The organism is Streptomyces sp. NBC_00236 (assembly GCF_036195045.1).
Classification (GTDB): Bacteria; Actinomycetota; Actinomycetes; order Streptomycetales; family Streptomycetaceae; genus Streptomyces.
On record NZ_CP108100.1, the window covers coordinates 1,202,255 to 1,215,623 of the forward strand.

Annotated in this window: 10 protein-coding genes and 2 tRNA genes; 2 read left to right on the forward strand and 10 right to left on the reverse strand. The window is 70.9% G+C overall.

What is annotated here, in order from left to right; genetic code table 11:
• Positions 1-36: 36 nt before the first annotated feature.
• Positions 37-1,398: a hypothetical protein gene (locus OG446_RS05210; protein WP_328892920.1), complete on the reverse strand. Its 1,362-nt coding sequence runs from the start codon at positions 1,396-1,398 to the stop codon at positions 37-39.
• Entirely contained in the window at positions 1,398-1,964 is a 567-nt protein-coding gene (locus tag OG446_RS05215; RefSeq protein WP_328892921.1) for a DUF4365 domain-containing protein, read from the reverse strand. The genes OG446_RS05210 and OG446_RS05215 overlap by 1 nt, the downstream gene beginning before the upstream one ends.
• Positions 1,965-2,154: 190 nt before the next feature.
• Between OG446_RS05215 and OG446_RS05220 the strand changes: the two genes are divergently transcribed.
• Positions 2,155-2,880, forward strand: a complete 726-nt coding sequence (locus OG446_RS05220) for a 3'-5' exonuclease (protein ID WP_328892922.1) — start codon at positions 2,155-2,157, stop codon at positions 2,878-2,880.
• Positions 2,881-2,969: 89 nt separating this feature from the next.
• Here the strand turns inward: OG446_RS05220 and OG446_RS05225 are convergent.
• A tRNA-Val gene (locus OG446_RS05225) sits at positions 2,970-3,041 on the reverse strand.
• Between the two features lie 218 nt (positions 3,042-3,259).
• Here OG446_RS05225 and OG446_RS05230 point away from each other — a divergent pair.
• Positions 3,260-5,803 (forward strand): SCO7613 C-terminal domain-containing membrane protein, encoded by a 2,544-nt coding sequence (locus tag OG446_RS05230; RefSeq protein WP_328892923.1) that lies wholly within the window; start codon positions 3,260-3,262, stop codon positions 5,801-5,803.
• A gap of 33 nt (positions 5,804-5,836) precedes the next feature.
• Here OG446_RS05230 and OG446_RS05235 read toward each other — a convergent pair whose 3' ends face one another.
• The 7 genes from OG446_RS05235 to OG446_RS05265 all read right to left on the reverse strand — a co-directional run bounded on the left by OG446_RS05235 (position 5,837) and on the right by OG446_RS05265 (position 13,214).
• A complete protein-coding gene (locus tag OG446_RS05235) occupies positions 5,837-8,581 on the reverse strand; it encodes an exo-rhamnogalacturonan lyase family protein (RefSeq protein WP_328892924.1) in 2,745 nt (914 codons plus the stop codon).
• Positions 8,582-8,672: 91 nt separating this feature from the next.
• Complete coding sequence (locus tag OG446_RS05240) at positions 8,673-9,254, reverse strand: hypothetical protein (RefSeq protein ID WP_328892925.1); 582 nt, start codon at positions 9,252-9,254, stop codon at positions 8,673-8,675.
• A 7-nt stretch (positions 9,255-9,261) separates the two neighbouring features.
• Positions 9,262-10,125: a carbohydrate ABC transporter permease gene (locus OG446_RS05245; RefSeq protein ID WP_219567744.1), complete on the reverse strand. Its 864-nt coding sequence runs from the start codon at positions 10,123-10,125 to the stop codon at positions 9,262-9,264.
• A complete protein-coding gene (locus OG446_RS05250) occupies positions 10,122-11,054 on the reverse strand; it encodes a carbohydrate ABC transporter permease (protein ID WP_328898198.1) in 933 nt (310 codons plus the stop codon). The genes OG446_RS05245 and OG446_RS05250 overlap by 4 nt, the downstream gene beginning before the upstream one ends.
• Before the next feature lie 70 nt (positions 11,055-11,124).
• Positions 11,125-12,408, reverse strand: a complete 1,284-nt coding sequence (locus tag OG446_RS05255) for an ABC transporter substrate-binding protein (RefSeq protein ID WP_328892926.1) — start codon at positions 12,406-12,408, stop codon at positions 11,125-11,127.
• Positions 12,409-12,596: 188 nt separating this feature from the next.
• Positions 12,597-12,668, reverse strand: a tRNA-Val gene (locus tag OG446_RS05260).
• Positions 12,669-12,722: 54 nt separating this feature from the next.
• Positions 12,723-13,214: a TIGR02611 family protein gene (locus OG446_RS05265; RefSeq protein WP_328892927.1), complete on the reverse strand. Its 492-nt coding sequence runs from the start codon at positions 13,212-13,214 to the stop codon at positions 12,723-12,725.
• Between the last annotated feature and the right edge of the window lie 155 nt (positions 13,215-13,369).

The window sequence follows — 13,369 nt, forward strand, 5'->3', positions numbered from 1 at the left end:
GGACGCTAGGGGAATCGTACCGAGCCGCATGCCCCCTTAGCGAAATGGGCCGCCTCCGCCCTGCTGGGGCCTCTCGTTCGGATCGTGCCGGACCCCGCGAGCCCGGCATGCTCCGGACGAGGGGCCCTCATCCCCCGTGCACGCCTCCTCGAAATAGTCGACGTTCTCCTGGAGCGACTTCATCAGCCGGTCCCGTTCCTCCTCGTCGACCTGCACCGGAACCACCTGCGAGGTCCTGGTCAGCCGCCGGAAGCCGCCCCGGCTCTCCAGCCTGCCCTCGACCCGGACGGGAAGCCCCACCAGGTGGGCCTGGCCCGCGATCCGGTACGCCTCCTCGTCGAGCTCCAGCCGTACGTGCGACACCTCGGCGCCCGCCAGTACCCGCAGCCGTACGATTCCTGCGCCGCGCGGGCCCGAGCGGCGCAGGCGCACGACCGCGCCGGTGATCCGTACGGTCACCGCGGGCTCGTCCCGGAGGTAGCGGGCGCCCGCCCGGCGCAGGGCCGGCAGGTCGCCCGGGGAGAACTCGACCGGTTCGGGACGTGCCGGACAGCCGTCGGGGGTTCCCGCCGCCGGCGCCCAGTCCAGGGCGATGCCCGCCCCCTCCGAGCCCCGGACGAGCGCGATGACGGCCTCGGTCAGCTCCCGGCTGACGCCCGCCTCGACCGCGGTGTCGAAGGCCTCCATGCCGCCGGTGGCCCGTTGGTAGTCGACGGCCTCCCGGGCGGCGTGCAGGGCGTGGTAGAGCCGTACGGCGAGGGGGCGGCCCGCCTCCACGGGGACGAACGCCGTGAGGTCGCGGCCGCCGGGTGCGGGGCCGATGAGGATGGAGCCGAGCGTCGCCAGGGCGCGGCGGCGGTGGCGGGCACCGTGGTAGCCGGCCCGGCCGCGGACGGCGAGTGCGCCGGCCAGCAGGATCTGGCGGGCGGCGCCGTGCAGCTGCTCCGCCCCGGTCCAGCCGGCCGCTCCCGCGGTTCCGGCTGCTCCGGTCAGGGGATCGGGCACTTCGCGCCACCAGCGGATCTCGTCACTGGGGACGGCGAGGGAGACCAGGACCTCGCGGGCGGAGGGCGCGGCGCTGCGGGCGAGGGCGGTCAGGACCTCCGCCAGCAGGTCCTCGCTGTCGGGGAACGCGGTGGTGTCGGGCACGAGCAGGCTGGTGGAGCGGCCGGGCGGCCCGGGCGGGGTCCAGCGGCTGTACCGGCCGGGCGCGCCGCCGCGCCGCTGCCAGCCGTGGCGGGCGAGCAGGACGGCGAGGACCGCGGGGTCGACCCGTGCGGGGTCGGGGAGGCCGCCGGGCGGTGAGGCGGTGGGCCAGGGACCCGGCTGTTCGGCGGGGTGGGGTCGGACGGCTGACGGGAACACTTCGTGGACGGGCTCGTCCATCGGCCGGTGCATCAGGGTCTCCCTCCCGCCCCGACACGGGTCATGATCTCGCAGAGCGCCCGGTCGTCGAAGATGCGCGAGGTCGGGATCCGCACGGTCGTCCGGTGCCGGCCGGTCACGGCGTGACCGGCCAGGTTGGTCCAGTAGCAGCAGTGCCGCAGGTCGAGGCGGTCGTGTCCGGCGCGCAGCCAGTCGTCCTGGCTGCGGGGCACGAGCATCACGACGAGGATCTTGTGCACGGACACGGGGGTCCGGGCGAGCTTGACGAGGTGGGCGTTGTCGAGCGTGAAGGCGAAGGTCGGGCCGGGTGGCCGGGGCGGTATCTGGTAGGTGCACTTGAGCTGGACCTTGATGGTCACCTCGTCGTCGACGAGGTGACCGGGGGCTCCGTGGCTGACGTGCCAGTCGATGCCGTTGTCGGGGAAGGGCTGCGACAGGGAGCACCCCGCCGCGGCCGCGACCGCGTGCAGGTAGCCCACCTGAAGGGTCTCCATGCAGGCGGTGGTGGCGAGTGCGCCGCGCAGCGGTGCGGTCCGCTGGGGCAGCAGCCCACTCGGTTCGGGCTGCGCGAGCGCCATGGCTCCGTATGCCTTCCGGGCTGTGCCGATGGGTGTGGGAGACGCGGCGGTTTCCAACTTCCGGCCCCGTCACCTGTGTTGTCACCGCACAGGACCGCCCTCAAACGGCGTATCAGGCAAAGGGTGCGGGTATCACCGAACCGGGCAGAGAAATCACACCATCTGCCGCTCGGGCGCGAGGAGTTCGGGGATGACTCATTGGTACGAGGGGCCGCTGGCCGCTTTCGACACCGAGACGACGGGAGTGGACGTCGAGCAGGACCGGATCGTTTCGGCCGCGCTCGTCGTCCAGGACAGTTCCGGCGGGCGGACGCGCGTCACCCGCTGGCTGGTGAATCCGGGGATTCCGGTGCCCGTGGGGGCGACGGAGATCCACGGCCTGACCGACGACCATCTCCAGCGCAACGGGCGGTGGCCCGCGCCGGTGGTGGAGGAGATCGCCAGGGCGCTGGCCGAGCAGAGCGCGGCGGGCCGGCCGCTGGTCGTGATGAACGCGCCGTTCGATCTGACACTGCTGGACCGTGAGCTGAGGCGGCACCGGGCGTCGTCGCTCGGCGGCTATCTGGAGAACGCCTCGCTGTGCGTGCTGGATCCGCGGGTGCTGGACAAGCATCTGGACCGCTACCGCAAGGGCCGTCGTACGCTCACGGATCTCTGCGAGCTGTACGGGGTGGTGCTGGACGGGGCCCATGATGCGGCGGCGGACGCGGCGGCGTCGCTGGAGCTGGTCCGGGCGGTGGGGCGGCGGTTCGCCACCCGTCTGGAGCGGCTGACCCCGGCGGAGCTGCACACGCTCCAGGCGGTGTGGCACGCGGCCCAGGCACGGGGCCTGCAGGCATGGTTCGCCAGGAGCGGGACGCCGGAGACGGTGGATCCGGCCTGGCCGCTGCGTCCGGAGTTCCGGGCCGCGGCGTGAGCGGTGCGGGTCCCAACTCCCGGCTCCCGGCCCCCGGACATGCAGAGGCCGGTCCGTCGGTGTTGCTGACGGACCGGCCTCTCCCGGGGTGGGCGATACTGGGTTCGAACCAGTGACCTCTTCGGTGTGAACGAAGCGCTCTCCCACTGAGCTAATCGCCCGGGAACGGGTTGAACCATACAGGGCTCGGCGGGTGTGGTTCAAACCGCTTCCGGCCGAGCCGCCGGACCGTGCCGGCGTCCGAGCGGGGCGACCGCTGCCCATATGCTGACAAATGGGCAGTGGTTCCGCTCCATGCTTCCGGGACCCGCGTACTCAGCCGGGGATCTGAGTACCTGTGCGCATGCCCGGTCGCGTGGCCCGCACCACACTCGCGTCCATGGAACATGTGCCGCCACCCGCCGAGGAACTGGTCATCCTCGACCGTGAGCTCGCCCGGCTCGATCTGCGCCGGTCCGAGCTGCTGACCCGCCGTACCTGGCTGCTGAGCGTGCTGCAGACGCCCGGCCCCCGCGCGGCCGCTGCGCACACACCGCAGTTCCCGCCGCCGCCGGAGGCGGCTACCGCGGCCTGGGGTGCGGGCTGGATCGGGACTCCGGCCTCCTCCGGTTCACCGTCCGCGCCGTCCGCTCCCCCGGTCCGTACCCGCAGTGCGCAGAACGTGCTGCTCACCCTCGGCGGTCTGCTGCTGGCGATCGCCGCGATCGCGTTCACCCTGGTGAGCTGGGGTCAGATGGGGATCGGCGGACGCTCGGCGGTCCTGACCGCCGTCACGGTGGCGGCGCTGTCCGCACCCGCGGTGCTGCTGCGACGGGGTCTGTCCTCGACGGCGGAGGCGCTCGGGGCGCTGGCCTCGGTGCTGATGGTGCTGGACGCCGTCGCCCTGTACCTGGTCGCGGTTCCGGACACCGGCGGGCTCGGGTACGCGGCCGTGGCCTCGGCCGTGCTCGCGGTGCTCTGGGCTGCCTACGGTCTGCTGCTGGACCGGCTGCGGCTCCCGCTGCCGCTGGCCGTGGTCAGTGCGCAGCTGCCGCTGGTGCTGTGGGCGTGGGCCGCGGAGGCGGACGCTCTGGTGTTCTCCGTCGCGCTGCTGGCGACGGCGGCGCTGGACTGCGCGATCGCGGTGTGGTTCAAGGGAGTTGCGGTGCGGGTCACGGCCTGTGCCGGCCTCTGCGTCACCGGCGGTGCGGGCCTGCTGGTGGCTCTGGTGAAGTCGCTGTCGGCCGGTGGTCCGGCCGCTGCGGTGGTGCCCGGGGTACTGCTGCTGGCCGGTGCGGCGATCGCTCTCGCGGGGGCCCGCCGGGCGCCCGTGCCGGTCGCGGTGGCCGCGGGCGCGGTGGCCGGACTGGCGGCGGTCGCCGCGGTGGGCGGGGTCGCGGCGGCCGGGGTCCACAGTGGCTGGGCGGTGCAGGTGTATCTGGTGTGCGGCGGCCTGGTCCTGCTGGGCGTACGGGCTCCGCTGGGGCGTCCGGCCGGGCAGGGGCTGGTGTGGGCCGCGGGTGCGGTGGCGGCCCTGTCCGTGCTGTTCTCGGCCGCCCCGGTGGCGGTGGTGCTGGTGGGTCCGGTGGCTCAGCTGGGCCGGCTGTGGGAGGGCGCGCCGGAGGGCGGGATCCGGGGAGCGGTCGGGGCCACGGACCTGCCGTGGCAGGACATGGCGGCGGCTCCGGTGGTGCTGCTGACCGTGGCCGTGGCGCTCGGGGCGGCGTACCGGTCGTGGGAGGGCGTGCTGCGGTGGGCCGGGCCGGCGCTGTCGCCCCGCCCCGGGTGGCGGACGGCCGTCGGTGCGTCTGCCGTGGTGCTCGGCTGGGCGGGGCTCACCGTGCTGCCGCCCGCGCTGGACGCCTCCTTCACGGCGGCTGTCGCGTTGCAGTCGGTGCTGGTCGCGGGGGTTCTGGTCGTTGCCGTCGCTGCGTTGCGCCGCGGAACGACGGGGCCGGCGCTGACCGCGGGGGTGTGTGGCTCGGTCGGCGCGGTGGGGGTCGCGTTGCTGTCGCTGGGCTCGGAGCCGGCCACCTATGCGGTGTTCGGTGCGCTGCTGCTGATGTTCGCGGGTGCTGCGACGGCGCTGGACGCGCCCGACGACCCGTCGCGTGCGCCGGTGCTGGTGACCGTGCAGGCGGTGGTGACGTGCGCGGCGGTGGTGTGCGCCGGAGTTCTCGCCCTCGCGTTCGGTGCGTCGGTGGGGCTCGCGTCGTACGAGGCGGCGCCCGTGATGCTCGTCGTTCCCGCGGTGACGGCCGGTCTGGGTGCGCGGCTGAGGGGGCACGCGGTGGCGCTGCCGCTCGAACTGACCGGCGGCGCGGTCGGCCTGGCCGCGGTCGTGGCGGCTCTGGAGGACCCGCCGTTCCTGGCTCTGGTGCTGGCTCTGTGCGGGGTGCTGGCCGCGGCGACGGCGCTGCGTCCGGAGCGGCGGGAGGTGGCCGGGTATCTGGCGACGGCGCTGTTCGTCCTGGCGTCCTGGGTGCGGCTGTCGGCGTCCGGGGTGTCGTCCCCGGAGGCGTACACGCTGCCGGTGACCGTGCCGGCGCTGGTGATCGGTGTGCTGCGCCGGCGTCGTGATCCTGCGGCGTCGTCGTGGACGGCGTACGGGGCGGGCCTGGCGGTGACGCTGGTGCCGGCGCTCTTCGCCGCCTGGGGCGATCCGCACTGGCTGCGGCCGCTGTTGCTGGGGGTGGCGGCGCTGGTGATCACGCTGCTGGGGGCGCGGCTGCGGCTCCAGGCGCTGCTGGTGCTGGGCGGTGCGGTGCTGGCGCTGGACGCGCTGCACGAGCTGGCGCCGTATGTGGTGCAGGTGGTGGGTGCGATGCCGCGCTGGGTGGCGCCGGCGCTGGCCGGGGTGCTGCTGCTGGCGGTGGGGGCGACGTACGAGAAGAGGTTGCGCGACGCCCGGCGGCTGCGGGACGCCCTGGGCCGGATGCGCTGACACGCGAGCCGGCCCCGGGCGCCCTCACACGCCTCAGGCCGGCATGCGGTCGCCGACCAGTGCGAGGTTCTCGATGGCGGCGAGTCCGTACAGCGCGGTGTCGTTGGTGTAGACCCAGTTGGCCTCGCTGCCCGGGACGGTGGTGACCGGGCCGCTCACCTTCTCGGTCTTCCAGGGCGCGGATTCCTTGTAGCCGTCGCTGTTGTAGAACTTCTGCCAGGCACGGGCGGCGAGCTTCTCGTCGCCCGTCTGCACGGCCGCGTAGGCGTCCATCCTGGAGTGGCCCTGGAAGAGGAGCAGGCTGCCGAAGTGGGAGCCGTAGCGGGCGGCCTGCTCGGTCTTGCTCGCGTTGAAGTAGCGGCAGTAGTCGAGGTACGCCTCCTTGAACTTCGGCATGTCGATCAGACCGATGAGTTCGGCGCACAGCTCGTTGAGGCCGAAGACCCCGGACAGGTGGGAGACGCTGACGACGGGTTCGGTGGCGACGGCGAACCTCCCGGTGTCCAGGTCGTACAGGCCGCTGCCCTGGACGAATCCGTTGGGCTGGGCGGCGATCGTCTCCATGGTGCCGAGCACCCGGGCCTTGGCCTTCTCGGCCTGCGGACCGCCGCGCTCCCATTCGGTGAGCCAGGCGGAGACGAGTCCGCTCCAGTCGGTGCCGAAGCCGACGGACAGGGCGTGCCGGTCCGGGGTGTAGGGCTCGGTACGGATCTTGCGGAGCGGGTCCAGGCCGAGGAAGGTCTCGTCGGAGTCGACGTTGGCGCGCATCAGGTCGCCGACGCGTTCGTCCGCGGTGAGGAAGTAGTAGAAGCGCCGGTAGGTGGTGTTGGCGATGCGCTGTTGCTTGGCGCTGTCCGCGTAGTGCTGGACACCGTGGCGGGTGCCGAGGCCGGCCCAGTCGCCGAGGTGGTAGACGTCGACCTCGCCGGTGTGGCGGGTCATGGCCTCGGCGAAGCGGAAGATGTCGGCGCGTCCGGAACGCAGGTAGGCGTACCAGAGCCAGAGGTCGGGCGAGAGTTCGGAGTTGTCCCAGGCGTAGCCGCCGACGTCGTAGCGCCACTGGTGCCGGGCGGGGTCGTACGAGTGCATGATGTCGCCGTAGTCCCAGAAGCCGTACCAGCGGCGCATCTCGACCTGGTCCTTGTAGTACGTGAACAGGAAGTCCAGGTGGTCCTCGATCTTCGCCTTGGCGGGCGTGGAGCGGTCGACCGGGGAGAAGAGGCCGCCGAACACACCCGCAGCGACGAGCTGGGAAGGCGGGGCGACGAGCTGCGGGAGGGTGCGCACGGTGCGGGTCTGCTGGGCGAGGGCCTCGGCGCTGGGGGTGGACTCGTTGGCCCAGAAGACGAGTTCGCTGGTGCGGGCGATGCCGTACGGGGTGCCGAAGCCGGGCTCGTAGTCCTCGTAGGTGATGTTGAGGCCTTCGAGCTGTTCGGCATAGGTGTCCTGGCCGAGGCCGTCGTGGTAGAAGCGCAGGTCCATCGGCTCGGACTCGGGCGACCAGAGCCAGAGGGTGACTTCGGCGGCGTCGGTGTCGGCGCCGCGGATGTCGAGCTGGGCGGGGAACTTCTCCCAGAAGTCGCGCAGTCCGAAGGAGAGTCCGCCGCTCGCGCCGCCGACGTAACCGAAGCCGGAGGCGCGTCGTCCGCCGCCCGCCGCGATCCAGCCGTGCCCCTTCTTGGTGCGCTTGCGCAGCGAGAAGCCGTCGGCGGAGAGCTGGCTGAGAGTGTAGTCGCCCCAGGTGGGGATGAGCGGGAGGCGGGTGGTGACGCGCTGGTCCCAGGTGGCGGGGTCGGGCAGTTTGGTTCCCTCGAACTGGGCGGCCTGGACAGCGGCTCCGGGGTCCCGGCGCAGTCCGGTGATGCCCTTGACGGCTTCGCGGAGCATGCCGGTCTCGTCGCCGCCGATGCGGATGTGGCGGTCGTACGTCTCGTCACGCATGGGGACGGTGAAGCGGACGCCGAGGCCGCGGATGAAGTCGCCGCTCGCCTTGCCGGGTTCCTGGATGCCGTCGAAGGTGATGGTGTGCATCATGCGGAACGATTCGGCGCCCGCGTAGAAGTAGAGCCGGACGGAGAACGGGAGCCAGGAGCGGTTGCCGTGGCGGTGCTTGCCGTCGATGCGGACGACGGCGCGGACGGGGCCGCTCTGCTCCACCTCGGTCTTGCTGATGGCGCTCTCGAAGCGTTCGTACTTCTCCTGCCCCTGGTCGCCGTCCTCGATCTCGCCCTGACGGATGAGGACGAGGCGGCCGTCCTTCGCGATCTCGGTGGAGCCCCGGGTGAGGGAGGTGACGAGCGAGGAGCCGGTCTTGCCGATCTTCGCGGTGATGACTCCGGTGGAGACGGTGATCGACCCGCCGCTGTTCTTGACCGTGACCTTGTGGGCGGCGGTGGCGGGCTCGCCGGTGGTGAGGGTGAACTTCTTGGCGCCGCCGGCCTCGGGGCCGACCGCGTGCGCGGTCCACTTCAGGGAGCCGTCGGGCCATTTGGCGGTGGCCCAGGTCTGGACGGGGACGTCCTTGCCGTCGGCGGTGGCCAGGGCGAACTTCTGGTCGGCCGGGTAGCGCCCCTTGGCCCAGGGGACGCCGAAGGTGGACCCGGGCGCGGCACCGAGGCCTTCCTCCTCCAGCCAGTTGATCTCGACGGGCCCTTCGTCGGCCTTGCCGGTGGCGGCGGCTGCCTGCTGGGCGGTGTCGTTCAGCACCCATGAGAAGGTGGTGGCCGCACCGGCGACGGCGGCTGCCTTGAGGACGGTACGGCGGGGGATCGGGGACATCACGACTCCAATTCGTGGCGAAAATGGGCATGACTGATCGCACGCTGACGCGTGGTGGGACGTGGTGCGGCAGGTGGGGCCGACCGTCGGGTCAGCGGCGGTCGGCAGCGACCGCCGCTGCGGCGAGGCAGCCGAGGGCGGGCGCGGCCAGGGGCGGGATCTGCCAGGCGGTGAGGGCGAGGGCGACGAACCCCCCGACGAGCAGCAGTGATCCCGCCGGGTCGGTGAGGGTCCGGCGGCCCGCGGCCCGCGCGGTGGCCGTCCAGGGTGTGCCGGGGTGCCAGGCGGCAGCCGTACGCAGTCCCCAGACGGCCACGGCCGGCAGTCCGAGCAGGCTCACGGCGATGAGCGGACGGCCGCCCGGGAGCAGGCCCGACCGGGCGACCTGCCAGTCGAAGGCGAGCAGCGCGAGCGCCCCCCACCACAGCAGGGAGATCCGCCAGCCGGTACGGAACGCCTCCCGTACATCGGCGGCGAACTCCCGCACCCCGCCCGCCTCCCCGGCCAGGTAGCGGCGCAGGTGCCGGCTCCCCGCGGCGAAGGCCGCGGGGAACGTGACGAGCGGCAGGGCGGCGACGGTGATCCACACGCCGGTGAGCAGGCATTCGGAGAAGACGCTGAACCGCTCCCGGACGAAGGAGGTCCTGGGTGCGGCGGGGGATTTCGTCGCCACGGGATGCTCAGCCCTTCAGGCCGGAGGTGGCCATGCCGTCGATGAGGTAGCGCTGGAAGGCCAGGAAGAAGGCGAGGACCGGCAGCAGGGCCACCAGTGACATCGCGATCATGCCGCCGTAGTCGGCGACGGCGTCCTGGTCGATGAACATCCGCAGCCCCATGGAGACGGTGTACTTGTCCGGCTCGTTGAGGTACAGCAGGGGGCCCATGAAGTCGTTCCAGGCCTGGATGAAGGTGAAGATGGCGCTGGTGATGAGCGCGGGCCGGCACAGCGGCATCACGATCGACCAGTAGATCCGCAGGTGCCCGCAGCCGTCCAGCCGCGCGGCCTCGTCGAGTTCCTTGGGCAGCCCGCGCATGAACTGGACCATGAGGAAGACGAAGAACGCGTCGGTGGCGAGGTACTTGCCGATCAGCAGCGGAGTGAAGGTGTTGATCAGCTCCAGCTTCTGGAACATCACGTACTGCGGAATGATCAGTACGTGGTACGGGAGCAGCAGCGTCCCGATCATGATGGCGAACATCGCGTTGCGCCCGGCGAAGCGGACCTTGGTGAAGGCGTAGGCCGTGAGCGAGCAGGAGATGACGACACCGATCACGGAACCGACCGAGATGTAGGCCGAGTTCAGGAAGAACTTCCAGATCGGGATGTCGGCGATGCCGTCGGCGAGCCGCCGGTAGTTGTCGGTGATCGGGTCGGTCGGCAGGAGGTTCAGCGCGCCGACGATGTCCTCGCTCGGCTTGAACGAGGCGCCGATCGTCCACACGACCGGGTAGAGGACCACCGCGAGGATGGCGAGGGCGCCGATGTGCCAGGCGAGGGAGCCGGGGAGCCGGCGTCGTACGGCAGTGGTGTCCATCGGGGTCATCGGCCCCCCTCCTCGTAGTGCACCCAGCGCTTCTGGGACCAGAACAGCACGGCGGTGACCAGGCCCACGGCGACGAGCAGCAGCCATGCCATGGCGGAGGCGAAGCCCATGCGGCTGTTCGCGAAGCCCTGGTCGTACAGGTAACAGGTGTAGACGAGTGTCGCGTCGGCCGGGCCGCAGCTGCCGTTGCTGACGATGTAGGCCGATCCGAAGATCTGGAAGGAGTGGATGGTCTCCAGCAGGACGTTGAAGAACAGCACCGGCGAGATCATCGGCAGGGTGATGCTCCAGAACTTCCGCCAGGCGCCGGCCCCGTCCACGTTCGCCGCTTCGTACAGCTCCCTGGGGACCTGCTTGAGACCGGCCAGGAAGATCACCATCGGGGCGCCGAACTGCCAGACCGTGAGGCCCACCAGCGCATAGATGATCATGTTCGGATCGCCGATCCAGCCGCCCGCGTCGATGCCGAACAGCTGCTGCCCCCGGTCGACGACGGCGTCGTCGGAGAACAGGGCGCGCCAGACGATGGCGGCCGAGACGCTCGCGCCGATCAGCGACGGTGCGTAGAACGCGGCCCGGTAGAAGGACTGGCCCCACCGCTTCTGGGCCAGCAGCATGGCCACGGCGAGCGCGGCAGCCAGCTTGATCGGGGTGCCGATCACCACGTACCAGGAGGTCACCTTGACCGACTGGCGCCAGCGGGGGTCGGCGAACATGTCGGTGAAGTTCTTCAGGCCGACCCACTTCGGGGCGTCGAAGAGGTTGTAGTCCGTGAACGCGAGGTACAGCGAGAAGACCATGGGCCCGGCGATCAGGAACAGGAAGCCCGCGATCCAGGGCGACATGAAGAGATAGCCGGTCAGATTCTCGCGGTGGCCCCGCGGTCGCGGAGCGGGGCGGGTCTTGCGTCCCGGGCCGCTCCGCCCCACGTCGGCGAGGTCCTTGCCGAGGACCGGGCCGCTCGTGGAGGTCTGGATGTGAGTCACCGCGTCATTCCTCTCAGTTCGAGGCGAGGGCGGTCTTCGCCTCGGAGAAGAACTGCTTGACGGAGTCCTCCGGCGAGGCCTTGCCCAGGGACATGTCGCCCGCGATGCGCAGGAACGCCGCCTCGACGACGTCGGCACCGGCCGGGTGCGGGGTGATGGGCTCCAGCACGCCGGCCTTGGCGATCTCGGTCTCGTAGGCCCCGATCGCCTTGCTCGGGGCGTCGGTGGGCTGGAAGGCCTCGAACTGCGCGGTGGTGGCGGGGACTCCGCGGTCGTAGCCCATGATGCGGGCGACCGCGGGGTCGTGGGTCATGAAGCTGATGAAGGTGGCGACCTCGGCGGGGTGCTTGGTGCGGGCCGTGCCGCTCAGCATCAGCGAGCCGAGGTACTGGCCGGTCTTCTTGCCGTCGGTGGTCGGGATGGGCGCGAGGCTGTAGCTGCTCTTGCCCTCCGCGCTGTAGCGGACGGAGAAGTTGTCCCAGGTGAACTCGCCGGCCGAGAGGCCCTTGGCGAGCGCGGAGGCCGGCTTGATCTGCTCGACCTTCTTCTGGTCGGCGTAGATGCCGGACTTGACCCGGGCGAGCGCCTCGGTCCAGTAGGGCAGCAGTTCGTTCTCGCCGAAGCCCATGCCCTCCTCGGTGAAGAACGCCTTGCCGTTCTGCCGCAGCACCAGGTCGTACAGGTACATGACTCCGTGGGGACCGGAGTCGCCCGCTATGCCCTGGCCGGACTTGATCTTCTGCAGGCCCGCGTACCAGTCGTCCCAGGTCCAGCCGAGGCTGTGGTCGACGCCCGCCTTCTCGAAGACCTTCTCGTCGATGACGAGGGACATCGAGTTGCTGCCGACCGGGACACCGAGCAGCTTGCCGTCGATCTCGGCGAACTTCTCGAGCCCCGCGCGGAAGCCCTCCAGCTGGAGGTTGCCCTTCTTCGCCTGCGGGTTGAGGTCGAGCAGGACGTTCTTCGCCTCGTACTTGCGCAGGAACGTCACCGCGTTCTGGATGACGTCCGGCGGGTTGCCGCCGGCGGCCTGGGTGTTGAACTTCTTCCAGAAGTCCGGGTACTGCTGGAAGTCCGTCTTCACCTTGATCTTGGGGTGCTTCTTCTCGAAGAGCTTGACGCACTCCTGGACCTTCTTCGCCCGGTCGTCGGCGCCCCACCAGGCGTGCCGGATGGTGACCGGCCCGTTCGAGCCGCCGCCCGAGCCGCAGCCGGCCGCGGTCAGCCCGAGACCCGCAGCCGAGAAGCCCGCGAGCTTCAGCATCTGCCGCCGGTCCATGCCCTGGTTCCGAGACATAGTTCGCCCCTACGCTTGATTGAATCGTTTTAGAAAGCGCTTGCCGGGTCAAAGTAAGGAGCGGCACCGACGACGTCAATGGCTGGGACGAAAATCGATCGAAGCGCTTGAACGGGGCACCCGCGGACACGTCCGAAAACGCCGACGGCCCGGAAGCTTCTGGAAGCTTCCGGGCCGTCGGTCCGGGGTGGGCGATACTGGGTTCGAACCAGTGACCTCTTCGGTGTGAACGAAGCGCTCTCCCACTGAGCTAATCGCCCGGGCGCACGCCAAACATTACCCCATGTCAGCGGCGCTCCCCGACCATCCCCGGGTCACTCGTCGATCTTCCACGGCATGGCGATTCCGAACTTCCACACATAGATCCCCACCAGCACCGCGATGATCACGAGCCCGACCGCCGTGAGGGCGATGTTGCGCCGCCGCACCTTGGGATCGAGCGCACGCTGGGCGGCCTCGGTGACCTTCCGGCGCGTCCAGCGCAGCACGAGCTGAGCCCAGACGAACTCGGTCGCCCAGATCGCCATGCCGCCGAAGATCACCAGCCAGCCGGGACCCGGCAGCGGCAGCATGACGATGCCCGCCGCCACGACGGCCAGGCCGACCACGAACACACCGACCTGCCAGCTCAGGTGCAACGTCCTGGACGCCTTGATGAACCCGGGCGCCCGGGAGCCGAGCTCCCGGTCCTCCTTGGTCACACCCTCCGTGACGTCCCCCGTCACGCTCTCGCGCTCTTCCCCCGCCGCGGGCGCCGGTTCCGCCGGTGCGGCAGCCCCGTCCCGCTCGTCACTCTCCGCATTCATGGGGGTCAACCTACCCGAACGCTCCTCGTCACCGGAATGGCCGCATGACTCAAAGTTACACACCCCAGTACGAGCTACCTGAAGGATCACAAAACGGTCAGAGGGGTTTACAACGCCACCGTAGGTGGCATGTCGATTTCGCCGACGTGCGAATC

Excerpts from the sequence above, each read along its gene's own strand:
- OG446_RS05220 (WP_328892922.1), top strand. The coding sequence starts at position 2,155 with ATGACTCATTGGTACGAGGGGCCGCTGGCCGCTTTCGACACCGAGACG.
- OG446_RS05255 (WP_328892926.1), bottom strand. The coding sequence starts at position 12,408 with ATGTCTCGGAACCAGGGCATGGACCGGCGGCAGATGCTGAAGCTCGCG.
- OG446_RS05235 (WP_328892924.1), bottom strand. The coding sequence starts at position 8,581 with ATGTCCCCGATCCCCCGCCGTACCGTCCTCAAGGCAGCCGCCGTCGCC.
- OG446_RS05210 (WP_328892920.1), bottom strand. The coding sequence starts at position 1,398 with ATGCACCGGCCGATGGACGAGCCCGTCCACGAAGTGTTCCCGTCAGCC.
- OG446_RS05215 (WP_328892921.1), bottom strand. The coding sequence starts at position 1,964 with ATGGCGCTCGCGCAGCCCGAACCGAGTGGGCTGCTGCCCCAGCGGACC.
- OG446_RS05245 (WP_219567744.1), bottom strand. The coding sequence starts at position 10,125 with ATGACCCCGATGGACACCACTGCCGTACGACGCCGGCTCCCCGGCTCC.
- OG446_RS05230 (WP_328892923.1), top strand. The coding sequence starts at position 3,260 with ATGGAACATGTGCCGCCACCCGCCGAGGAACTGGTCATCCTCGACCGT.
- OG446_RS05265 (WP_328892927.1), bottom strand. The coding sequence starts at position 13,214 with ATGAATGCGGAGAGTGACGAGCGGGACGGGGCTGCCGCACCGGCGGAA.